Source organism: Mesorhizobium sp. B2-2-3 (assembly GCF_006442405.1).
Lineage (GTDB): Bacteria > Pseudomonadota > Alphaproteobacteria > Rhizobiales > Rhizobiaceae > Mesorhizobium.
Genome location: NZ_VFWC01000018.1, coordinates 30,637 through 51,383 on the forward strand (window position 1 = coordinate 30,637; position 20,747 = coordinate 51,383).

Here is a 20,747-nt window from a genome sequence, read left to right on the forward strand (position 1 = left end):
TTTCTATTGCGTTTTCCACAAAATCAGGCGGTCGGTGCGCTGCGGCTGGCCACGCTGCGGGCGGCCCCTGCGGATAACCCTCCGTTTACTATGGTGGCATTTGCCCGCCTTTTCGGGCGCTCCCATCCCGATATTCGCCGTGGGCCGGGCCTTGGGTCGGCCCTGCCTTATCCATTCTTTAAAGGCTGGGTGCGAGTTTCAGAGTCAATCAAAACGATCTGCAAAAGCAGAGCTGTTCACGACGAGTGCGGGTGCGTTGAGTTGATGCCGATCAAGGCCAGATACGTTGAATTGCCTGGGGCAATGGCCGCCGGTTGTGAACGTATGGTCCATCCCTCCATTCTTGGGCTGGACGACCGCGAGCGTCAGCGTCGCTTTATCGGCGCCATGCTGGCCGCTCCGTTCTTTGCCGCCGGTGCCGCCGTCACGCTCGTCACGTCAGGCATGGGCGCAGCCGTCACCGTGGCCGCCATCTTCGCGGCCTTTGGTCTTTGCTGGTTCATCGCCTTGCTGGTGGCCGCGACCGGCAGGATGGATCTGGCCGGCCGGGCCGCGCTGGCGATCGCGGGACTTGCGCTCGCCGGTCTTGTTGCCGCTGCCGGCGGGCTGAGCTCTCCGGTCGCGATGCTTTTCGTGGCGCTGCCGTTCGAAGCCTGGTGGATCGGCGCCTCGCGCCGCGCGGCGCTGTGGGGAGCCGTCTGCGCCGTCGTCGCCATTCTGTTGCAGCCTGTGACGGCAACCGTCCTCCCGCACGCCGCGGTGCCGATCGCCGCGTGGCACTGGCTGCTGCCATTGGCCTGGGCGCTGACGCTGGTGCCGCGTATATCGGCGGTTCGCAACACGGCGGCTGCGGCCGACGTAGGGGACACCGGCGATCGTCTGGAAGACATGATCGACGCGGTGGTCCTGCGCGTCGCCCGCCATGGCGAGGTTATCGATGCCTCGGCAAAGGCGCGTACGCTGTTGAAGCTGCCCCCGCAACTGCTTTGCGGAACCGGGCTTTTCGATCGCGTGCATCTCTCGGATCGCGTCTCCTATCTCAGTGCCTTGGCCGACATGCGAGACGGGGCGCTGTCGCGCAGGCTGGAGTTGCGCGTCAGGCTGCCGCAGGACGGCAATGGACAGAATGGCAATGGCCCGGCAGACAACTATCGGCCGTTTTCGCTCGAACTGATGCGCGCTCAGGAGCAGGGCGACGTTTTCACGCTTGTGCTGCGCGAGAACGAAGAGGTCGCCCGCTTGCGCGAAGACCTCTGCGCCGCCACTGACGCCGCGGCCGCCGCCGAAGTGGCGAAAGGGCGCTTCCTGGCGGTGGTGAGCCACGAACTGCGCACGCCGCTCAATGCCATCATCGGATTCTCCGACATGCTGCTGCACGAGATGTTCGGCGCCTTCAAGGATCCACGGCAGAAGGAATATGTCGGCCTGGTGCGCGATTCCGGCCAGCATCTGCTTGCCGTCGTAACCTCCATTCTCGACGTGTCGCGGATCGAATCGGGCGTCTATGCGACCGAACCGGAGCCATTCCGCTTCATGGAAGCTGTCGACATGTGTCAGCAGATGATGCGGCTCCAGGCGCAGGCCAAGAACATCGATCTCAAGGCGCAGATCGCGCCGGACGCCGGCGAAATCAACGCCGACCGGCGCGCCGTGCAGCAGATCCTCATCAATCTCGTCTCGAATGCGATCAAGTTCACGCCCGATGGCGGCGATGTCGTCGTCGGCGCCAAGCGGATCGGTTCGCGCCTGCATTTCTGGGTGCGGGACACCGGCATCGGCATCGCCGAGGAAGATTTCGCCAATCTCGGCAAGCCGTTCATGCAGATCCAGAACGACTATACCCGTCGTTTCGAGGGGACCGGCCTTGGCCTGTCGCTGGTCAAGGGACTGGTGGCGCTGCACGAAGGCACCATGTCGATCGAAAGCATGCCGGGCGAGGGCACCACGGTCACCATCAGCCTGCCGGTGAACGGGCCGAAAGGGCGGCCGGCGGACAAGGCCGGGGTGCTGACGATGCCGCTGGCCAGGGCGAAAGGGGACGGAAATGGCGCGCTCCGCAAAACAGCCTAAGGCGGCCAAGCGCCGCAGCAACGCCTTCCAGGACGGAGCCGTCGCCATCGGCGGCATGATTTCGCGCAATCCCGTCCTGGTGGGAGGGTCGACGGCATTCCTGGTGACGCTGTTCTACGTTTCGGCGAATGCGCTGTGGTACCAGCCTTTTCCGCATGCCGGCGCCTTCTTCGCGACCCGCAGCATGCAGGGCGTTCCGCACGCGGCCGCTGACGAGCCGGAGACCACCTTCAACATCGTGCGGCCAGGTACCGCGCCGGCGCCGGTCAAGGGCGATCCGGTGGTGGAGCAGGTGCAGGGCATATTGAAGGATCTCGATTTCTACGCCGGCACGGTCGACGGCATTTCCGGACCCAACACGCGCAAGGCGATCCAGGCCTATCAGCAGAAGGTTGGGCTCAACACGTCCGGCGAGATCGACGCGCTGCTGCTCGATCAGCTGGGCGCGACCCCGAAAACCGCCGCCGTGCCGAAACCGCAACCGCGTCCCGAAGTGTCGCAGGCGGTTCCAGTGTCGCTGCAGACCGATACGGCTTCCCAAGCGCCGGATCCTCGCATTGTCAAGATACAGGCCGGGCTCAAGGCCTTCGGCAATGACGACATGCAGCTCGACGGCGTCGTCGGCGCCCGTACCAAGGCGGCCATCAAGGAATTCCAGTCGCTGTTCGGCCTGCCGCAGACCGGCGAGCCCGACGAACTGGTCTATGTCAAGATGCGCGAGATCGGCCTGACCAACTGACGGCGCAAACAACGGCTCGCCCAGCGGTGTAAATACCGATAGATAGCCCGCATGCTGTCCGGACTTTTCTCATGCGCGTGACCACGGATCTGTGGGTATCGGCCCTGTTGCGTCGGGTTTTCGGCGCGGGCGGATTTGCCGCCGTGGTCAAGCGCGGCGCGACCGAAGCCGGCGCCGTGTTCGTCCTGACGCGGAGCCGGCTTGGTGAAATCGCTCTCTATGGGCCGGCGCCACAGACGAGCTACGATTCGGCCAAGCCCGACGACCGTTTCTTTAGCCTTCTCGCCACCGCCGCCGATGCTTCGGTGCTGGACGCCAGGCTGGAACGCGAGAAGAAATTCGATCCCGACATCTGGGTGGTTGAGATCGAGGCCGGCGCTGTTCCTGTCGAGGAGCTTATTTCCGTGAAGATGTCCTGAGGCCAGGGAAGGCCGCTGCATCGTCACTGTTCGACGCCTCGCGGCTGGCGCTGTTGGTGGGGGCGGCGTCGCGAACCACATCGGACAGGGTCACGGCCTTCCATTCCCGCACCTTGTCCAGCGCCGCGTCGCGGTGCAGGAGCCGGTAGCGATCGAGGAAGGTGCGGATCGCCTGCGGATGCGGAAACTCGCGGGAGTAGACGGCAACCGTGATCAGGAATGCCCGGTCCTCGCTGAGGTCGAGCGAGCGCAGCGCCGTCAGCAGCGGCATGTAATTCTGGTTCGCCGTCAGCAACCTGGCCGTCGAGAAATCGATATCGAGCGCATCGGCGAGCGCGGTCTGGAAGAAGGCGGCGTTTCCGGTCAGCGCCGTCTCGCGCAATTTGGCATAGGTGTCGGCTCCGGTGAACGGATCGACCTGCGCCGCCTGCGCCTCCTCGCCGGCCCGCATCATGGAGCGCAGCCTGTGCCGCGCATTTTCGGCACCAACGCCCGGCGTCTGCTGCCTTGTCGCGCTGTCGGCGGCCGGCGCCTTCAAGGGAGCGGTTTGTGCCGGGGAGGCTTCCGCTTCCGGATCGCGTACCCGCACCAGCGTCGGCCTTTCCAGCGCCCTGATCAGATCGGCGATGGTCGGATTAAGGTTCTTGCGGCGCGCGATCGCGCGCGCATGCGGCAGCCCGTGCCGGCCGATCAGCGCAATGAGGTCGATGTCACTGACTGCGCGCGAGCGGATGAGCAAGGGGGCGGCGATGTCTACCGGCTCCTCGCACAGGCGCCGCACCAGCCCGGCCGGAGCATATTCGCATTCAGAGAGGGCCGCCGCCACGTAGCGGCGCGATTCGACGGACACGTTGTCGAACAGCGGCAGCGTCAGATCTTCGAGCTGGCCGATCTCCCGGCGGGACGGCCGCGTAAGCGAGCAGAACGCAGACACCGCTGCGCGGAACAGCCTTTCGGCCTTTCCCGATTCCGTCCCTACCGCGATTTGCCTGAAGTCCGAAGATGACACGAGGGATACGCCCGATACTCTATACACGCCTGACCATGCTCGACCGGAACCATGTCGGTTTCGCGATTGCCAAGAACAAAGATCAATTTAGCTGGGATCCGTTAGCGCTCCGTTAACCCTCTGCCGGCCTTAATGATATTTGGAGGCGTTGCGTTGTGCTCCGGGGCAACCGAGAGGAATACGCGAACCATGGGCATGGTACTGTCTTTCGTGCCGAGAACGGCACCAACCAATCGAGCAAAGCAAACCACCGAAATACCGGCGGCGGTGATCATCTTTCCCGGTATCCGCTATGAGCGGTCCACCGCGGGGGAAGCGCGGCCTGCCGGCCCTGACAAGCCGGGAACGCCACGCACGCCAGTGCCGCACCACTGAACGTTCTTGAGGCCGAGGCGGGAATCATCCCTGCGGCACCGCCCTTGATTGTTCTGATGCGGATTGTCCGGGCCGCGGTCTAAAAGTCCTGCAGCTCGCACGAACTCTGCTCCAGAAAGCGCGACACGATCGACTTCCAGCTGTCGTCCGGCACGAAGCTGCGGATGACGAATATGCCCTCGTCGATCGGCGCTTCGACGAAGATCGCTCCCTGAAGCTCCTCGGGAAGGTCCCTGCGCATGTCGATCATCTGCGCCGGCGTCAGCACCACGGCATCCAGCTTGCCCCCGGTCGCCGTGTGGTCGTTGAATGAATAGATGTTGTGGCCGTTGCGGTCATAGACAGACACCGACCAGAAGGGCACATTGCCCGGCGCCCTGATCCTCACCATTCCCTCATCGAGGTCGAACCGGCAAGCCGTCGCATAAAACAGCGGGTCGACCGATTTCACCACCGGCGCGCCGCCCGCCTCGGCATCGAGCCGGGTCATCCGGTAGAGATCCGACGCCATCGACAGCCGTGACCAGGCATCGCGTTCCGAGAATTCAGGCACCAGAAGCAGCACGACGATATGCACGATGCCGGCGCCGACGAGGCCGAGCAGGACGGCATGTAGAAGTCTGCGCGTCGCGGCATAGACACTACGCATCGCAGCTGACCTTGGTGATCTTGGGCAGCGACACATCCGACAGGCCGGTGCTGCTGGCGATCGGCGTGTCGTAGAATGTCAAAACGAAATACATCCTGCCGGAACCGTCGGTCAGCAGCCAATTGCCGGGCATCGGGTGATGGCCGACGGAAATGAGCACCGAATTGTCGGATTGGCGCAGCACGCCATAGGATTGAAGCGCCGCAACCCGCGATTTGCCGGTCTCGACCACGCTGAGCGATTGGTCGGCGGCATAGAGGGTCCAGAATCGGGCGGTCGGAAATCCGCCTTCGATCGTGTAGGTACATTCGCGCCTGAGTTCTCCGCCAGCTGCGTCGTCCTCGGCGACAAAGGACAGCCCTTCGGCGCGGCCGAGCGCGAGCACGCCCTCGCGCGCCACGCGGGCCTTGGAATAGGGGTCGGCTGCGGGTGTGCCGATATCGGGAAAGGCGGTCCACTGGCCGATCCTGATCGCCCCGACGCCGTCCTGCATTTTCAGCGCATACCAGACGCTGGCGCCGCCGCCGCCGATGGCTATGGCAAGCGAAAGCAGCGTCAGGAAGGCGTTCTTGAGCATGAAAGGCCGGGCGCATGAAGAATTGCCGCTCGGGGATATCGCGGCGCGGGGTCGTGTGGCAAGCCGCAGGACGCGGATTCGCAAGGTGTGGCTTTTCCATCTTCCCGAAGACAGAAGGGAAGAGGCGCCGCGATCACAGCGCCGACAGCGTTTCGGGCGGAGCAGATGCACCGAGCCTGCGCGCCGTTTCGAACAGGTGGGTCATGTCCCTGAGCGTCTGTGTCGTCCGGCTGGACAGCACCGGCGGCCGTTCGGCGGCGGCATCGGCCGCTGCCTGTTCCTCGCTCTTCTTCTGCGCTTCCGCGGCCTTGGCCGCGATCTCCTCGTCGACGAAGGGCTTGTCGATGCCGGGGATAGGCTTGAGGTCGATGTTCTGATGCGCATAGACCATGAGCCGCTGCCACACCATCGCCGGCAGCGAGCCGCCTGTCATGTTCTTGGTCGGCGTGAAATCGTCGTTGCCCAGCCAGACGGCCGCCGTGTAGTTGCCGGTGAAGCCGACGAACCAGGCATCGCGGTAGGATTGCGTCGTGCCGGTCTTGCCGGCGACGACGATGTTGGGGATCTGCGCGCGCCTGGCGGTACCCATCGCCGGTACCGCGACAAGCATGGTGTTCATCGATTTCAGCGCCTGCTCGGACAGCACGCGATGCGGCGGCGGCGCATCCTTGGCGAAATCGTAGACCACCTCGCCGGTGCGGGTGACGAGCTGCGTGATGCCATGCCTGGAGCCGACGAAGCCGTTCTGCGCGAACACGCTGTAGCCCGTCGCCTGGTCCATCACGGTCATGCCCGAGGTGCCGAGCACCATGGTCTTGTGCGCTTCGAGCGGCGATTCCACGCCGAATGATTCCGCCATCGCCTTGATCGGCCCGATGCCGAGATAGTCCTTGGCAAGCCGCACGGGCACCGTGTTGATCGACTTGGCCATGGCCACGATCAGCGGGACCTTGCCCGCCGACTCGCCACCGTAATTGTGCGGCGACCAGTTGCCCCAGCTGATCGGCCCGCCTGATACGATCGAATTCGGCGTAAAGCCGTGCTCCATCGCCGTTGCATAGACGTAGGGCTTAAAGGAGGAGCCGGTCTGGCGCAGTGCCTTGGTGGCGCGGTTGAATTGGCTGGCGCCATAGTCGCGGCCGCCGACGATCGCGCGCACCGCACCGTTGGTCTCGATGACCACCACGGCACCTTCGGTGACGTTGTACTCCTTGCCGAACTGGCGCAGGTGGAACTCCACCGACTCTTCCGCAGCCTTCTGGATGTTGGCGTCGAAGGTGGTGTGCGCCACCAGCGAGTGCTGCCCGGGCTTGGCGATCTTCTTCACCTCGTCGAAGGCCCAGTCGAGGAAATAATCGGGGCTCTTCTGTTCGCCGCGGTCGACGACATCGGCCGGATGCAGTCTTGCCTGCAGCACCTGGCCCTCGGTCATGAAGCCGGAATCGACGAGATTGGACAGCACCACATTGGCGCGCGCGCGCGCCGCCGGCAGGTTGATGTGCGGCGCGTATTTGGTCGGCGCCTTGAACAGGCCTGCAAGCATCGCCGCCTCGGCGAGATTGAGGTCCTTGACGCTCTTGCCGAAATAGAAGTCCGCCGCCGCCTCGATGCCGAATGTGCCGCCGCCCATATAGGCGCGGTCGAGATAGAGCTGCAAGATTTCCTTCTTCGACAGATTGGCTTCGAGCCACAGCGACAGGAAGGCTTCCTTGATCTTGCGCTCGAAGGTGCGCTCATTGGTCAGGAACAGGTTCTTGGCGAGCTGCTGCGTGATGCTGGAGCCGCCCTGGACGACGGAGTTTGCCCGCACATTTTCGAAGATTGCGCGCGACAGGCCAAGAACGTCGATGCCGTAATGGTCGAAGAAACGCCGGTCCTCGGTGGCAAGCACCGCCTTGATGACATGATCGGGCATTTCGTCGACCGGCACGGAATCGCGCTGGATGATGCCGCGTTGGCCGATCTCGTTGCCATAACGGTCGAGGAAGGTAACGGCGAAGTCGCCCTGGGCGCGCCAGTCGCCGGCCGTGTCCTGGAAGGCGGGAATAGCCAGCGCCAGCATGACGACGATGCCGCCGGCGCCAAGCGTGAAACCTTCGCTCAACAGCTCGACGATGCCACGGCGCCAGCCGTTGACGCGAAAGCGCCGCGAGAAAATCGTCGCGCCCTCCCAGAACTGGCGCGCCTTGAACCCGATCTCGTAGAGAGAGGAATCGATCCATGCGTCGAGCGCCAGCAGCCGAGCGGCGATCGCACCTCTTCTCTTGCGTGGTTCAGGACTGACCATTCAAAAACCCGGACGGCTATGGCACGGCCTGAAAACCAAGCGGGCAGTTTCAGGGCGACGCCGCCCTGACTATTCATCCATTTGCGGACGCCCACAAGGGTGGCGAGGACACACCTGCGGGGTTTGTTGATGGGGGCGGTTACAAACTGCCATTCACCCGCCTGACGCTGATCAGGCCGGCGAAGATGGGGGTTGCCGTTCCGGGCTCAGGCCGCCTCGCGCTTCAGCGCCTGCGCCATGCAGTGGATGCCGCCGCCGGTCTTGGAGATCTCGCTCATGTCGACGGCCGCCACCTCGAAGCCGCGCGCCTTGAGTTGACCGATCAGCGACTGGCTGGATGTCGGCGCGATCACCCTGTCCTTGCCCAGCGACATGAAGTTGCAACCGAGCGCCATCGTGTCCTGGAACGGCACGTCGATGATCTCGTGCCCTTTGCCCTTCAGCCAGTCGACGATCCCCGGCTCGGTGCAGGCGAGGCAGACGGCGGTGAGTTTTTCGGCGATCGGCACCACCATCAGGTCGATATGGACATAGTACTCGTCGATGAAGGCGATACGTGTTTCCCAGCCCTCCTTCTCGAACCACGCCTGTACCTGGCGGGCGCCTTCTTCCTGCGTGCGGGCCCCGCCGCAGCCGATCAGCACCACGCCGTCCTCGATGACGTTGAAATCGCCGCCCTCGAAGGTGCCTGCGGTGACCATGTCGTAGATCGGGATGCCGAGTTTTTCATAGGTGCGGATGGCGGCGTAATTCTCGCCGCGCCGCCACCAATTGGCCATGGCGGTGATGATGGCGCCGTACGGCGTCATTACGCTGGAATCGCGGGAGTAGACCTGCATCGGCAGCTCCGGCGTCGGCTCGTGCCAGTGGATGTTGACGCCGAAATGCTCGTAGGCCGCGACCAGATCCTTGTGTTGTGCCTGCGCGATCTGGATGTTGCAGGGCGCCTCGCGCAGGTGCTTGCGCGACAGGGAGCTGGTCGAGAGATGGCGCAGGAAATTGGGCGAGCCGAGCAGCACGTCGGTCAAGACGTCGGTCTCGTTGGCGAAACCCCATGATGTCAGCGGCTTGGTGCCGCCGGCCGGGTTGCGGCGCTGCAGCGAAAACGGCTCGGCGATGATGCGGTCATGAACGGTCATGCGGTTCTCCTCGTATGGGCGTTTGCGGTCATTGCTTGCTTGGTATCCACCAGTCGCGGCCGCGCGGCGTGGTGACATATTCCGGCCAGCGGAAGTTGATGGGCGGATCGTAGTCGCAGAGCGGGGCGATCCAGGTCGAACCGCCAATGCCGCCGCCGGTTCGGGTGACGAACTCGTCCATCGCCATGTCGCGCGCGGCCTTGTCTTCCAGCAGGCGAAGGGCGGATAGCGCGACGGTCTTCGCCGCGCAGATGACCATCGGGTCGATGGTCGCCGGGATGCCACCCAGCGCGTTCATCGCCCAAGCTGGAAAAACATGACCGTTTGCCGAACGCAGGGCAGGGCGGGCGACATAGAAACGCGCCGTCGGCGCGTGCCAGCTCATATCGGTGTAGTCGTCCGAGGTCGAGTTCACCTGCGACGGCGGCAGGTCGCGGCGCAGGATCGCCTCTGCCTCCTGTGGTGCAATCAGCCGCTCCAGCTCGTCGATGAAGGGGTTTTCGCTCGCCACCCCACCGGCATTGACCTGGATCTCGCGGGCGATCTTCTTCGCCGCCTCGTCCCAGCGGGGCGGGCCGACGCTCGCCAACGCCTCATAGGCGATCCCGGCCATGGCATGATTGGCCAGCCCCGGCCGCGACTTCGAAACCCAGTACCGTTCGTAGCGGCAGCCGCTGATCGCGGCGGCGGCCGAGGCGTTTCGGTCGAGCACGGCGGTGACCTGCTCGGCCATGGCGATGGTCGGAACACGGATCATGTACTGGATCTCGGCAAGGCCTGCCGGCAGATTGTCGGCGGTGGCCTGGCCCGCCGTCAGGATCGCCTCGCTGATCGACCAGCCGCCCTGGTGCGGCAGCATGGAATCGCGCAGCGCCTTGGAGGCTATGTACATCGTCATCAGCGCGTCGTTGGCGCCGGGCGCGCGAACCGCCGAATGTGCCTGCGGGATCGGGGCGCCGTCGCCGGCGGCGCGTGCCCAATTCTCGGGCTCATCGCAGATGAAGCGATAGATCATCGCGTAGGCAGCGCCGCAATGGGTGTCCCAGCGCGCAGTGTTGCAGAGCGGCAGCATGTAGAAGGGATGGAAGGAGATCATGCCGGCAAGGCCGTCATAATAGCCTTTGGCTGCATGGATCGGTTTCGAGCCGCGCACCTTCTCCGCCGGCTCGCCGGTGAAGCGCAGCGTGCCTGCAATGCCGTGGCGCTGCATGGCGGCCTTTGTGGCGAGCAGACCGCCCAGGCTGGCCATGCCCAGGCCCGAGTGCGGATCGGTATGGCCGCCGGCTTCGGAGCCGAGCCCTGGGCGGGGCCGCTTCACCGTGGCAGCGTCCTGGCAGTTGCCGGTCACGGCGTCATATTCGGCATACATGCCGATGGTCGGACCGTCTCCATTGGTCCAGTGGGCGCAGAAGGCCGTCGGCATGCCCGCGGAGCCTTCCTCGACCGCAAACCCCTCGCGCTTCAGCCGATCGACATACCAATCTGCCGACTGGTACTCGCGCCAGGCGGTCTCGCCGAAGTCGAAGATGGTGCGCGTCCAGGCCGACAGCAGCGGCTGGATGCCGTCGAGGCAGGCAAGAGCGGTTTCTTGCGCCGATGTCGTTACCGGTTTCTCCATACGCTAAAGAAAGCAGTGAAGCGGCTTGCCAAAAAGTGATATGTTTTCCCGGTTCGTGCAAATTCGGTTCACCTCTTGAGAATTCCATCGACGCAGGCGCTGCGCGCCCTCGACAGTTTCGCCCGTCATGGCAGCGTCTGGCGCGCCGCCGACGAATTGCACCTCACCCGCAGTGCGGTCAGCCATCAATTGCGCTTGCTCGAACGCGACCTCGGCTTCGATCTGCTGGAGCGCATCGGCAAGGGCGTGGCGCTGACGCCGCGCGGCCAGCGCTATGCCGCGGACGTGCGCAAGGCGCTGACCGTGCTCGGCGACGCGGTGGCGCAAAACGCCGGCACCGGGGTCGGCGGCTCCTTCGCAGTCTCATGCACACCAGGCTTCGCCTCGCTGTTCTTGTGCACCCATATCGGCGAGTTCCGGCAGATGTATCCTGATGTGGCGCTGAGCATACTGACGCCCCGACGGCTCGACGACGTCAGCAATCCGGACGCCGACGCCTTCATTGCCTTTGGCGTCGGCAACTGGCCGAACCGCGTGGTGGAACTGCTGTGCGATATCTCGTTCACGCCGCTCTGCAGCCCGACGCTACTCAACAAAGTGGGCGGCTTTTCCAAGCCCGCCGACGTCCTGCGCGCCAACCTGCTGCATCTTGGCGATACGGAGGACTGGGCGCGCTGGCTGGCGCTGGCCAAGGTCGAGAACCCCGACACCGAGAGCGGCATCTTCTTTTCCGACATGAACCTCGTTTTCTCGGCGGCGATTGCCGGCCAGGGCATCGCCATGGGGGACGAGCTGACCAGCCGCCGGGCGCTGAGTGAGGGCCGGCTGGTCAAGCCGTTCGAGACCTCGATCCCGTCGCCGCGTTCCTATTTCCTGGTTTCCGAGCACGCCAAGGCGGGTCACCCTGTGCTGGAGGCGTTTGGGGGATGGTTGAGGTCGAAGCTATCGGAGAACAGGTTGCGGACATATTGAGATCAACTGATCTCCCCCAGGAGAGGTGAATTTCGCGGCTCCAGCGTCGCCGGCATTCGCCATAGATGAATCAAATTTGCCGATCAGGCGAAAACTATTCGGTTGCGGTGAGCCTTCGCGCTGCCTACGATTTCCCCAGCCACCAAGGAAGAGGCAGGATGCAGCAACCCGGCCGGGCCGCAGAGATCAAGGCGAACGGGATCGGCAAGAGCTTCGGCTCGTTCCGTGCGCTGGACAATCTGACGCTCAATATCGGCCGCGGCGAGTTTTTGACGCTGCTCGGCCCCTCCGGCTCCGGCAAGACCACCTTCCTGATGATCCTGGCCGGCTTCCTGCAGCCCAGCGAGGGCCGCCTGTTCAGCGACGGCGTCGATATTACCGACCGGCCGGCCGAGCAGCGCGCCGCCGGCATGGTGTTCCAGGGCTATGCGCTCTTCCCGCATATGAGCGTCGAGCAAAACATCGCCTTTCCCCTCAAGGTTCGCAAGAAATCTGCCGCCGAGATCAAGCGTAGCGTCGGCGAGATGATAGAGCGCGTCGGTCTGCTCGGCCACGAGAAGAAGCTGCCGGCGCAGCTTTCCGGCGGCCAGCAACAACGCGTGGCGCTGGCCCGCGCGCTGGTGTTCGAGCCGGGCGTGCTTTTGCTCGACGAGCCGTTCTCGGCGCTGGACAAGAGCCTGCGCGGTCAGATGCAGGCCGAGATGAAGCGCCTGCACCAGGAGACCGGCACCACCTTCGTCTTCGTCACCCACGACCAGAGCGAGGCGCTGGCGCTGTCCTCGCGTGTCGCCATCTTCAACCATGGCAAATTGTTGCAGGTCGGAGCGCCTGATGAGGTCTATGACCGGCCCGCCAACCGCTTCGTCGCCGAGTTCCTGGGCGAGATCAATATGCTGCCGCTGAAGGGCGTGCGCGTCGCCGACCATGGCGCGACCGCGCTCTGCGAAGACCGGGCAATCAAGCTGCGCGGCAACGCCGAAGCAGTGGGTGGCAATGCCATCCTGGCGATCCGGCCAGAACATATGTCGATAGCGCGCGAGGCGGCGGCAGGCGAGAACGGCATTGCTGCCACCGCGATCGGATCGACCTATCTGGGCGCGGCGACCAAACTCGACCTTACGACACGCCAAGGTGCGAAAGTGACCGTTTCGGTGCCGAACGAGGTCGCGGCCGCGGCACTCAGCAAAGGCAATTCCGTCTGGCTGACCTGGCCGGCGGAAAAGGGTTTCCTCCTTCCGGACGGAGGGCAATGAGCGCCGGCGCGGCCTGAATTCGCCGCACCGGATTCCGGATTCGATCAACGAAAACAAAGGGGAACTAACATGAACGATACCAAGAAACAGGCCATCGAAACGCTCTCCGGAAGGACAAGGCGCGGTGAGATCTCGCGCCGGCAATTCACGCAACTTGCAGGCCTCGTGCTTGCCGGCACGCCGCTGCTGCTGCGCTCGACCAAGTCCTTCGCCGCCGCGAAGGAACTGGTGCTGGTCAACTGGGGCGGCGACGCCATCACGGCTTACGACGCCGCCTATGGCCAGGCTTTCACCAAGGACACCGGCATCACCGTCAAGATGGATGGCTCCGGCCCGACCGAAGGGGCCATCGCGGCACAATTTAAAAGCGGTGCGCCGACCTGGGATCTTGTCGACGTCGACCCGTTCTCGGCCATCACGCTTGGCGCGCAAGGCATGCTCGAGCCGATCGACTACACAATAGTCGACAAGAAGAAGATGCGGCCGGGCTTCGGCTGGGATTACGCCGCCTCGACCTATTTCTTCTCCTATGTGATCGCCTACGATTCGCAGAAATACGGCAGCAATGCCCCGACCGGCATGGCCGATTTCTTCGACGTGAAGAAATTCCCCGGCAAGCGCTCCCTCTACAAATGGGGCGTGTCGAGCTGGGAGGCGGCTCTTCTCGCCGACGGCATCGCGCCGGCGTCGCTCTATCCGCTCGACCTCAAGCGCGCGCATGACAAGATCGCCGCGTTCAAGGAGAACGTCGTCGCCTATTGGGGCGGCGGCGCGGAAAGCCAGAGCGTGTTGCTCAACGGCGAAGCCTCGATGGCGATCGTCTGGTCGACGCGAGCCTCGCTGATCGAGCAGGATTCGGGCGGTCAGATCAAGTTCATCTGGGACCAGGGCCTGATTTCGCCCGGCGCACTGGCCGTGTTGAAGAACAACCCCGGCGGCAAGGACGCGGCGATGAAGTTCATCGCCAGCGCGCAGGACCCTGCAAAGCAGCTTGTCATGTTCGACAAGCTCGGTCAGGGCCCGGCCAACCCGGCTGCCGACGCTCTGGTTCCCGCCGACAAGAAGCGCATCAACCCGGTCGATCCCGAGAACATGAAGAAGCAGATCCCGCTCGACATGGACTGGTACGCCAAGAATTACGGGGCGGCGCTGGACGAATATACCAAGATCATCTCCGCCTGACCGGCGCTGGGCTGACATGAGAGGCGTTCTCTCGGATAGGATGGGCGCGGCGCTGCTGATGGCGCCGCTGCTCCTGTTCCTTGGCCTCGCCTATGCCTGGCCGTTCCTCGGCGTGGTGAAGTGGAGCTTCACGCTGCCGACGCCGGGGCTTGGCCAGTACGGCGCGCTGATAACCGACCCGCTGGTACAGTCGGTGTTCGTCCGCACGCTGCGCATCGCGGCGATCGTCACCGTTGTATCGGTTGCCGCTGCCTACGCCATCACCGTGGTCTGGGTGCGCGGCAGCCCGGCGCAGCGGGTGCTGGCCGAATTCTGCATCCTGGTGCCGTTCTGGATATCGGTGCTGACGCGCGCCTTCGGCTGGGTGGCGCTTCTCTCCAACCGCGGCCTGATCAACACCTGGCTGCAGTCGATCGGCTTCATTGGCGAACCGCTGACGCTGGTGCGCAACGAATTCGGCGTCATCGTCGGCATGACGCACTTCCTCATTCCTTTCGCCGTCTTTCCGCTGGCGTCTTCCATGCGCAGCCTCGACGAGCGTGTGCTGCTCGCCGCGCGCGGGCTGGGTTCCAGCCGCATGCGCACCTTCTGGACGGTGTTCGTGCCGATGACGCGCTCCGGCATCATCGGCTCCGCGCTGATCGTCTTCGTCTTCTCGCTCGGCTTCTTCGTCACGCCGGCGATCCTTGGCGGTGGCCGCAGCGTCATGATCGCCGAACTGATCTATCTCCGCATCTTCCAGAGCCCGGACTGGGGGCTGGGTGCTGCCATCAGCGTGGTGCTGGTGTTGTTCGTCGGCATCCTGATGGCGCTGCTTTTCCGCTACGTCAGACCGAAGCAATTGGTGTAGCCTATGCCGACCTATCGCCCCGGTCCCGTCTCGCTTGCCCTCGCCGTCCTGGTGGCGCTGTTCCTGCTCCTGCCGCTGCTGGCCGTGATCCCGGTGTCGCTGACGCCGAGCCGCATGCTGGCGATGCCGACCGGCGAATTGTCGCTGCGCCACTACCGCTCGCTAATCGAGGATCCGCGCTGGCTCCAGTCCATCCTGCTCTCGATCAGGATCGGCATCGTCAGCAGTGTCATCTCGACGGTGCTGGCACTGTGCTTCAGCCTTGGCGTGTGGATGTTCCAGCCGCGCTTCACCGCGGCTCTGGTCGGCTTCGTGCTGTTGCCAATGGTGGTGCCGCCGGTGGTCTCGGCGGTGACGCTCTATTTCCTGCTCACCTCGATCTCCGGCGTCAGTTCCTTTTTCGGCTACGACACGTGGCTGGGTGTGGCCATGGCGCATTCGGTGATGACGGTGCCCTTCGCCACGGTGCTGATCCTGGTCTCCCTCAGCCAGCTTGACCGCCGTATCGACCTCGCAGCGCGTGGCCTTGGCGCCAGCGTTTGGGAGCGCGCCACGCGCATCATCATGCCCAACATCAAATTCGGCATCGTCACCGCGGCACTGCTGTCCTTCGTGCTCTCCTGGGAGGAAATCGGCGTCACGCTGTTCATCACCTCGGTCAACGCCATCACGCTGCCCAGGTTGATGTGGATGGGTCTGCGCGACAATATCGACCCGGCGATCGCGGCACTTTCAGTGATCCTGATCGTCATCACCGTGCTGGTGCTTGCAGTGCGCAGCGTTGTGGTGCGGCTGCGTGGAGGACAATGACCGGGGGCCTGTCTGCCTCAGGGGATTGTCACAGGGGTAAAACTGCTAGCAGAAGCGCACCGAGACCCGGCCGAACCTGCCCAAATCGCCGATGACTTCGTCGCCGGCCTCGACATTTATCGGCGTCACGCAGGTGCCGGTTATCACCACTTGCCCCGGCTGGAGCGTTATGCCCAGCCCCGACAGTTCGTTGACGATCCAGGTCAGCGCAACACGCGGATCGCCCAACACGGCTGCTCCTGATCCGATATGCTGCGACTTTCCAGAGACAGAAGCGGCCACCGGGTGCTTCGCGAAATCTACGTCACGCCAATCGTCTTCCGCCGCCTCGCCGATGACGAACAGATTGGCACAAGCATTGTCGGCGATGAGCTGCGGCGCGCCGACAGCGCAGAAATCGTCATAGCGGGAGTCCGGTATTTCGATCGCCGGATGCAAACTCGCCACGGCGTCCACTACATCACCGATTTCATAAGGCGCCGGGCGAGGCGGCAACTGACGGCCGAACCGGAAGGCGAATTCGATCTCGGCGACACGCATCTTGCTTGTCGCCAGGGAAACGGAGCCACCGACCTCGACCGCCTTCTCGGCGAGGAGGCGCCCGGCCATCGGGCCGTCGACGTTGATATGCCGCTGGCCGGCCAGGCTGGTTGCCGCGATCTTCCAGCCGAAGAGCGGAGCCACTGAGCGATCCATGACGTGCGACTGGATGGCGTAGCCTTCGGCCCGCGTCTTCGGCCGCAATTCCTCGGGTATGGCGTCGAGGCGGGTGCCCTTGTCCCAATGGCCTACCAGGAGGCGCGACGCGGCCCTGGCCTTTTCTGGATCGAGCATGATCAGCTCCTGAAATTAGGAAATGCGGCGCTGCCGGGCGTTGCTGATGCTTGCGGTTCGCAAAGGGTACCCGCTATTCATCGTCGCTGACGAGATTGGCGGGAAGTCGTATTTTCGAGATCATCGACATTCATCATCGTGACAACGAATCGGCAATCGTGTTCGTTCGGTAAATGGCTATATATGGCAAAGCGTCTGGAGTGCGGAAGAGCTTCTGGCGAGCAGGGTCGATGGCGCACCGGGTGAGGGAGAAACGATGACGGCGCCCGGCGATTTGCAACAGGCACTGTTTCTGAGGCTAAAAAGCGATCCGTCCCTGTCGGCTCTGCTGGGCGGCGCCGGACTGCGCGAACAACCAACCGACAACGTCGCCTTTCCCTACGTGACATGCGGCCAGACCTGCGCCTTTGACTGGGATACCGGCGCCGAGAACCGCGACGATCAACTTATTACGCTGCATGTCTGGTCGAAGGCCCATGGGGAAGCCGAAACGCGGGCTATCATGGATGCCATCGAGGCGCGCCTTGCCGACGCGGTGCTGGAGGTCGGTGCTCGCGGCCAGACACGCCTGTCGCTCGAATTCAGCGAGGCGCGGTATGACGAGGAACTGCTTGTCCATCACGGCCTGCTGCGTTTTCGGGCACTGACCCAGGAAAACGCCTGACGCGCGCTTTCAATATGAACGAAACGGAGTCTAGACTGGAACTTCATGGGTTTCATCGGGTTGGGCGGTGAAATCTCAATTTGTTTGTCTCGCATTGCAGGGGTGGCGAGCATGGTTTCAGCGGCGATCACCGTTCATTTCACGTTCAGCGCCGATGCGTTACAACGCTGGCCATGAGAACGCTTCGCTCCCATTTCCGAACCGCGACCCTGGCGCTCTGCGCCGGGCTGCTTGCGGTGCCGGCAAGCGTTGCGCCGGCAGCCGCGCAGGATGAATCGATTGTCGTGGCGGCGGCCGACTGCTACGCGATCGGCCAGCAGGTGGCCGAGCAGAATGGCGGGACGCTTGCCAAGGCCTCGCAGTCGACGCGAGGCGGGCAGCCGGTCTGCGTCATCGTCGTGCTCGTTCCGGGCAAGAACGGGCAGCGTCCGCGCCGCTCCGAGATCGTCGTCCCGCAGAACTGACCCCCGTCGTTTCCCAGGCCGGCGGAATCGGCCTATAGCTGAAGCAATCGGTCAACAGGCAGTGGTCTTCGCATGCGCGTACTGGTCGTCGAGGATGACAAGGATCTCAACCGGCAGATATCGGATGCGCTGGTCGACGCCGGCTATGTCGTCGACCGGGCATATGACGGCGAGGAGGGCCATTTTCTCGGTGACACCGAGCCCTACGACGCGGTCGTGCTCGACATCGGCCTGCCGCAGATGGACGGCATCAGCGTGGTCGAGCGCTGGCGGCGCGGCGGCCGCAAGATGCCGGTGCTGATCCTGACCGCCCGCGACCGCTGGAGCGACAAGGTCTCCGGCATCGACGCCGGCGCGGACGACTATGTCACCAAGCCGTTCCACATCGAGGAGGTCCTGGCGCGGGTCAGGGCGCTGATCCGCCGCGCCGCCGGCCACGCCTCATCCGAACTGACCTGCGGGCCGCTACGCCTCGACACCAAGGCCTCGAAGGCCGATGTCGCCGGCGTGCCGTTGAAGCTGACATCGCATGAGTTCCGCCTGCTTGCCTACCTGATGCATCACATGGGCGAGGTCGTCTCGCGGACCGAACTGGTAGAGCATCTCTACGACCAGGATTTCGACCGCGATTCCAACACGATCGAGGTGTTTGTCGGACGGCTCCGCAAGAAAATGGGCATCGACATGATCGAAACCGTGCGCGGCATGGGTTATCGCATGCGTGAGCCGGAGGCGTAAGGCGGAACCGCTCCCTACCAACCCAACCGTGAGCAAGCGGCTCTCGCTGCGCTTGTGGCCGCGCTCGCTGACGTTCCGCGTCATCGCCTTTTCCACGGTCTGGGCGATCCTGACCCTCATCGTCATTTTCACCCTCATTACCACGCTGTACCGCCAGGCCAGCGAGCGCGGTTTCGACAGCCTGCTTTCTGCGCATCTGTTCAACCTGATCGGCTCCATCGGCATTTCCGATACCGGCGCGCTCACCGGCGCTCCGGATCTCGGCGACCTCCGCTTCTCGGAACCGAATTCGGGCTGGTACTGGTCCGTCGAACCCGCTTCGGAAGGCGTGCACGGCAATCTCCACTCATCGTCGATGACCAGGACGATCCCGTCGCCCGATGTGGCGGACGTTCCCTTCAACGCCAATTTCCAGCGCAGCTACGCGGCGCAAGGCATCGATGGCGAGGAGTTGGTCGTGTTCGAGAGCGAATTCGTTCTCGATGCCAAGAACCGCGCCGCCCGCTTTCGCGTCATGGGCAACAAGACCGAACTGGAACAGGAGATCGCCACCTTCCAGCGCCGCCTCCTGACCTACCTTTCCCTGTTCGGCGTCGGCATGATCGCCATCAACGCTATCGCCATCCTGCTCGGCCTGCAACCGCTGCGAAGGGTCAGGGACGCGCTCGCCATGGTGCGCGAAGGCACCGCGCAAAGACTTGACGGCCAGTTTCCAGCCGAGATTGAACCGCTTGCCAACGAAACCAATGCCTTGATCGAGAACAACCGGCGTATCGTCGAGCGCTCGCGGACTCAGGTCGGCAATCTCGCCCATTCCCTGAAGACGCCGCTGGCGGTGCTGCTCAACGAGGGGCGGGCGCTTGGTGGCGCCAAGGGGCAACTGATCGCCGAACAGGCCGCTTCCATGCAGAAGCAGGTCGATCACTATCTCCAGCGCGCCCGCGTCGCGGCGCAGCGCGACAGCGTCGTCTACCGCACGCCGATAGCGCCGTTGGTGCAGCGCATGGTCAGGGTCTTGCAGAAGCTCAATCCGCGGACCAACCTGTCGTTGTCGCTGCCGCCGATCGAGATCGTCTTTGCCGGCGAGCGCGAGGACCTCGAGGAGTTGCTCGGCAATCTGCTCGAAAACGCGATGAAATGGGCGAAGAGCGCGGTTTCGGTTTCCGTCGTTCCCGTGGGCGACAAGGACGACAACATGTTCGAGATCGCCATCGAAGACGACGGACCGGGCATACCCGAGGAAAAAGCGCGCGAAGCGTTGAAACGCGGACGACGCCTGGACGAGACCAAGCCGGGCACGGGTCTCGGCTTGGCCATTGTCGCCGACCTCGTCAACGAGTATGGAGGCATACTGCTGCTCGAACGGTCCGGCATGGGCGGATTGAAGGCGGTAGTGCGATTGCGGAGCCTTCAGTGATGCCTTTCCCCGGCCGATCGACATTGACGGGCTGGGCATGTTATGGCGGCGCACCGATTGGCTCCGTAGCGGGCCCAACGGCCAAATTTCCGACAAATATCAACATTATAGGCTCGCCGACTTCTCCGATGACGCGGCCCCCGGCTCATCCATGACAGGCTCTAGCTCAAGAAAACCGGTTGTTGGCATGAAGATTCGCGTCGCGCTTGTTTCCGCATTGATGGCCGTTTCTGGCTGCACCACCTTGGGCGGCAAGGCTCCCACCATCGCTGCGACGCCGGCCTCGACGCCATCCGGCGGCGGCAAAGTCGCCACGACGATTATCTCTGCGATGGGCGGCGGCCTCATCGGCGGGTCGATCGGCAGCGGGCTTAGCGACGCCGAAAAGCGCAGCGCGCTCGAGGCTGAATACAAGGCGCTCGAATACACCACGAGCGGCCAGAAGGTGACGTGGAAGGGCACCCAGGCGTCTCGTTATGGCGAAGTGGTTCCGGCTCAGCCCTACCGCGTCGGCTCACAGGACTGCCGCCAGTACACGCAGACCGTCTTTACCGGCGGGGCAGGGGTCACGGCGCGTGGAACGGCTTGCCGCAACGCCGATGGCAGTTGGACGCCGCTCACCTGACAGGCTAGCCGGTCCATTTCGGACCCGGCCGGTTGATGTCGATGAAGGATATGCGG

General features: G+C 63.9%; 20 protein-coding genes. 13 read left to right on the forward strand and 7 right to left on the reverse strand.

The annotated features are described in order from the left end of the window. The first annotated feature begins 324 nt into the window (after positions 1–324). The 3 genes from FJ951_RS25860 to FJ951_RS25870 all read left to right on the forward strand — a co-directional run bounded on the left by FJ951_RS25860 (position 325) and on the right by FJ951_RS25870 (position 3,228). Positions 325–2,070, forward strand: a complete 1,746-nt coding sequence (locus tag FJ951_RS25860; RefSeq protein ID WP_140517960.1) for a PAS domain-containing sensor histidine kinase — start codon at positions 325–327, stop codon at positions 2,068–2,070. Beyond that, entirely contained in the window at positions 2,045–2,809 is a 765-nt protein-coding gene (locus FJ951_RS25865) for a peptidoglycan-binding protein (RefSeq protein WP_140494739.1), read from the forward strand. The genes FJ951_RS25860 and FJ951_RS25865 overlap by 26 nt, the downstream gene beginning before the upstream one ends. Before the next feature lie 71 nt (positions 2,810–2,880). Further along, the gene (locus tag FJ951_RS25870; RefSeq protein ID WP_140494737.1) at positions 2,881–3,228 is read left to right on the forward strand and encodes a DUF1491 family protein; all 348 of its coding nucleotides are present in this window, start codon (positions 2,881–2,883) and stop codon (positions 3,226–3,228) included. On the opposite strand, the gene FJ951_RS25875 is transcribed toward FJ951_RS25870, so the two are convergent. The 6 genes from FJ951_RS25875 to FJ951_RS25905 form a co-directional block, all read right to left on the reverse strand. Next, positions 3,206–4,237, reverse strand: coding sequence for a DUF2336 domain-containing protein (locus FJ951_RS25875; protein WP_140494734.1), 1,032 nt, complete (start codon positions 4,235–4,237; stop codon positions 3,206–3,208). The two genes, FJ951_RS25870 and FJ951_RS25875, sit on opposite strands and share 23 nt — an antisense overlap. A gap of 454 nt (positions 4,238–4,691) precedes the next feature. Next, positions 4,692–5,261: a DUF1254 domain-containing protein gene (locus FJ951_RS25885; RefSeq protein WP_140494730.1), complete on the reverse strand. Its 570-nt coding sequence runs from the start codon at positions 5,259–5,261 to the stop codon at positions 4,692–4,694. Continuing rightward, complete coding sequence (locus FJ951_RS25890) at positions 5,254–5,838, reverse strand: DUF1214 domain-containing protein (RefSeq protein WP_140517961.1); 585 nt, start codon at positions 5,836–5,838, stop codon at positions 5,254–5,256. Before FJ951_RS25890 ends, FJ951_RS25885 begins: the two co-directional genes overlap by 8 nt. 133 nt (positions 5,839–5,971) lie before the next feature. Next, a complete protein-coding gene (locus FJ951_RS25895; RefSeq protein ID WP_140517962.1) occupies positions 5,972–8,125 on the reverse strand; it encodes a penicillin-binding protein 1A in 2,154 nt (717 codons plus the stop codon). 206 nt (positions 8,126–8,331) lie between these two features. After that, entirely contained in the window at positions 8,332–9,264 is a 933-nt protein-coding gene (locus FJ951_RS25900; protein WP_140517963.1) for a dimethylarginine dimethylaminohydrolase family protein, read from the reverse strand. Positions 9,265–9,292: 28 nt separating this feature from the next. Continuing rightward, the gene (locus FJ951_RS25905; protein WP_140517964.1) at positions 9,293–10,882 is read right to left on the reverse strand and encodes an amidohydrolase; all 1,590 of its coding nucleotides are present in this window, start codon (positions 10,880–10,882) and stop codon (positions 9,293–9,295) included. 75 nt (positions 10,883–10,957) lie between these two features. Here FJ951_RS25905 and FJ951_RS25910 point away from each other — a divergent pair, with 75 nt between their 5' ends. The 5 genes from FJ951_RS25910 (at position 10,958) to FJ951_RS25930 (ending at position 15,949) form a co-directional block, all read left to right on the forward strand. After that, positions 10,958–11,854, forward strand: a complete 897-nt coding sequence (locus FJ951_RS25910) for a LysR substrate-binding domain-containing protein (protein WP_140517965.1) — start codon at positions 10,958–10,960, stop codon at positions 11,852–11,854. Positions 11,855–12,012: 158 nt separating this feature from the next. Further along, a complete protein-coding gene (locus FJ951_RS25915; RefSeq protein WP_140517966.1) occupies positions 12,013–13,107 on the forward strand; it encodes an ABC transporter ATP-binding protein in 1,095 nt (364 codons plus the stop codon). A 69-nt stretch (positions 13,108–13,176) separates the two neighbouring features. After that, positions 13,177–14,289, forward strand: a complete 1,113-nt coding sequence (locus tag FJ951_RS25920; RefSeq protein ID WP_140517967.1) for an ABC transporter substrate-binding protein — start codon at positions 13,177–13,179, stop codon at positions 14,287–14,289. A 16-nt stretch (positions 14,290–14,305) separates the two neighbouring features. Beyond that, on the forward strand, positions 14,306–15,139 hold the full coding sequence (locus tag FJ951_RS25925) for an ABC transporter permease (RefSeq protein WP_140517968.1): 834 nt from the start codon (positions 14,306–14,308) through the stop codon (positions 15,137–15,139). A 3-nt stretch (positions 15,140–15,142) separates the two neighbouring features. Continuing rightward, the gene (locus FJ951_RS25930) at positions 15,143–15,949 is read left to right on the forward strand and encodes an ABC transporter permease (protein ID WP_140517969.1); all 807 of its coding nucleotides are present in this window, start codon (positions 15,143–15,145) and stop codon (positions 15,947–15,949) included. A gap of 45 nt (positions 15,950–15,994) precedes the next feature. On the opposite strand, the gene FJ951_RS25935 is transcribed toward FJ951_RS25930, so the two are convergent. Beyond that, positions 15,995–16,783 carry a fumarylacetoacetate hydrolase family protein gene (locus FJ951_RS25935; RefSeq protein WP_140517970.1) on the reverse strand — a complete coding sequence of 263 codons (789 nt, stop codon included), beginning with the start codon at positions 16,781–16,783 and terminating at the stop codon, positions 15,995–15,997. 256 nt (positions 16,784–17,039) lie between these two features. Between FJ951_RS25935 and FJ951_RS25940 the strand changes: the two genes are divergently transcribed. The 5 genes from FJ951_RS25940 to FJ951_RS25960 all read left to right on the forward strand — a co-directional run bounded on the left by FJ951_RS25940 (position 17,040) and on the right by FJ951_RS25960 (position 20,691). After that, positions 17,040–17,447 (forward strand): DUF3168 domain-containing protein, encoded by a 408-nt coding sequence (locus tag FJ951_RS25940; RefSeq protein ID WP_140494704.1) that lies wholly within the window; start codon positions 17,040–17,042, stop codon positions 17,445–17,447. Positions 17,448–17,620: 173 nt separating this feature from the next. Next, positions 17,621–17,911 (forward strand): hypothetical protein, encoded by a 291-nt coding sequence (locus FJ951_RS25945; RefSeq protein WP_140494702.1) that lies wholly within the window; start codon positions 17,621–17,623, stop codon positions 17,909–17,911. A gap of 72 nt (positions 17,912–17,983) precedes the next feature. Further along, complete coding sequence (locus tag FJ951_RS25950) at positions 17,984–18,649, forward strand: response regulator transcription factor (RefSeq protein WP_140494700.1); 666 nt, start codon at positions 17,984–17,986, stop codon at positions 18,647–18,649. Positions 18,650–18,677: 28 nt separating this feature from the next. After that, positions 18,678–20,066, forward strand: coding sequence for an ATP-binding protein (locus FJ951_RS25955; RefSeq protein ID WP_281405113.1), 1,389 nt, complete (start codon positions 18,678–18,680; stop codon positions 20,064–20,066). 187 nt (positions 20,067–20,253) lie between these two features. Further along, positions 20,254–20,691, forward strand: a complete 438-nt coding sequence (locus FJ951_RS25960) for a hypothetical protein (protein WP_140517972.1) — start codon at positions 20,254–20,256, stop codon at positions 20,689–20,691. Positions 20,692–20,747: the final 56 nt, after the last annotated feature.

Coding starts and splice junctions, on each gene's coding strand:
- FJ951_RS25860 (WP_140517960.1), top strand. CDS start 325: ATGGTCCATCCCTCCATTCTTGGGCTGGACGACCGCGAGCGTCAGCGT.
- FJ951_RS25865 (WP_140494739.1), top strand. CDS start 2,045: ATGGCGCGCTCCGCAAAACAGCCTAAGGCGGCCAAGCGCCGCAGCAAC.
- FJ951_RS25870 (WP_140494737.1), top strand. CDS start 2,881: ATGCGCGTGACCACGGATCTGTGGGTATCGGCCCTGTTGCGTCGGGTT.
- FJ951_RS25885 (WP_140494730.1), bottom strand. CDS start 5,261: ATGCGTAGTGTCTATGCCGCGACGCGCAGACTTCTACATGCCGTCCTG.
- FJ951_RS25890 (WP_140517961.1), bottom strand. CDS start 5,838: ATGCTCAAGAACGCCTTCCTGACGCTGCTTTCGCTTGCCATAGCCATC.
- FJ951_RS25895 (WP_140517962.1), bottom strand. CDS start 8,125: ATGGTCAGTCCTGAACCACGCAAGAGAAGAGGTGCGATCGCCGCTCGG.
- FJ951_RS25900 (WP_140517963.1), bottom strand. CDS start 9,264: ATGACCGTTCATGACCGCATCATCGCCGAGCCGTTTTCGCTGCAGCGC.
- FJ951_RS25905 (WP_140517964.1), bottom strand. CDS start 10,882: ATGGAGAAACCGGTAACGACATCGGCGCAAGAAACCGCTCTTGCCTGC.
- FJ951_RS25915 (WP_140517966.1), top strand. CDS start 12,013: ATGCAGCAACCCGGCCGGGCCGCAGAGATCAAGGCGAACGGGATCGGC.
- FJ951_RS25920 (WP_140517967.1), top strand. CDS start 13,177: ATGAACGATACCAAGAAACAGGCCATCGAAACGCTCTCCGGAAGGACA.
- FJ951_RS25925 (WP_140517968.1), top strand. CDS start 14,306: ATGAGAGGCGTTCTCTCGGATAGGATGGGCGCGGCGCTGCTGATGGCG.
- FJ951_RS25930 (WP_140517969.1), top strand. CDS start 15,143: ATGCCGACCTATCGCCCCGGTCCCGTCTCGCTTGCCCTCGCCGTCCTG.
- FJ951_RS25935 (WP_140517970.1), bottom strand. CDS start 16,783: ATGCTCGATCCAGAAAAGGCCAGGGCCGCGTCGCGCCTCCTGGTAGGC.
- FJ951_RS25940 (WP_140494704.1), top strand. CDS start 17,040: ATGACGGCGCCCGGCGATTTGCAACAGGCACTGTTTCTGAGGCTAAAA.
- FJ951_RS25945 (WP_140494702.1), top strand. CDS start 17,621: ATGAGAACGCTTCGCTCCCATTTCCGAACCGCGACCCTGGCGCTCTGC.
- FJ951_RS25950 (WP_140494700.1), top strand. CDS start 17,984: ATGCGCGTACTGGTCGTCGAGGATGACAAGGATCTCAACCGGCAGATA.
- FJ951_RS25960 (WP_140517972.1), top strand. CDS start 20,254: ATGAAGATTCGCGTCGCGCTTGTTTCCGCATTGATGGCCGTTTCTGGC.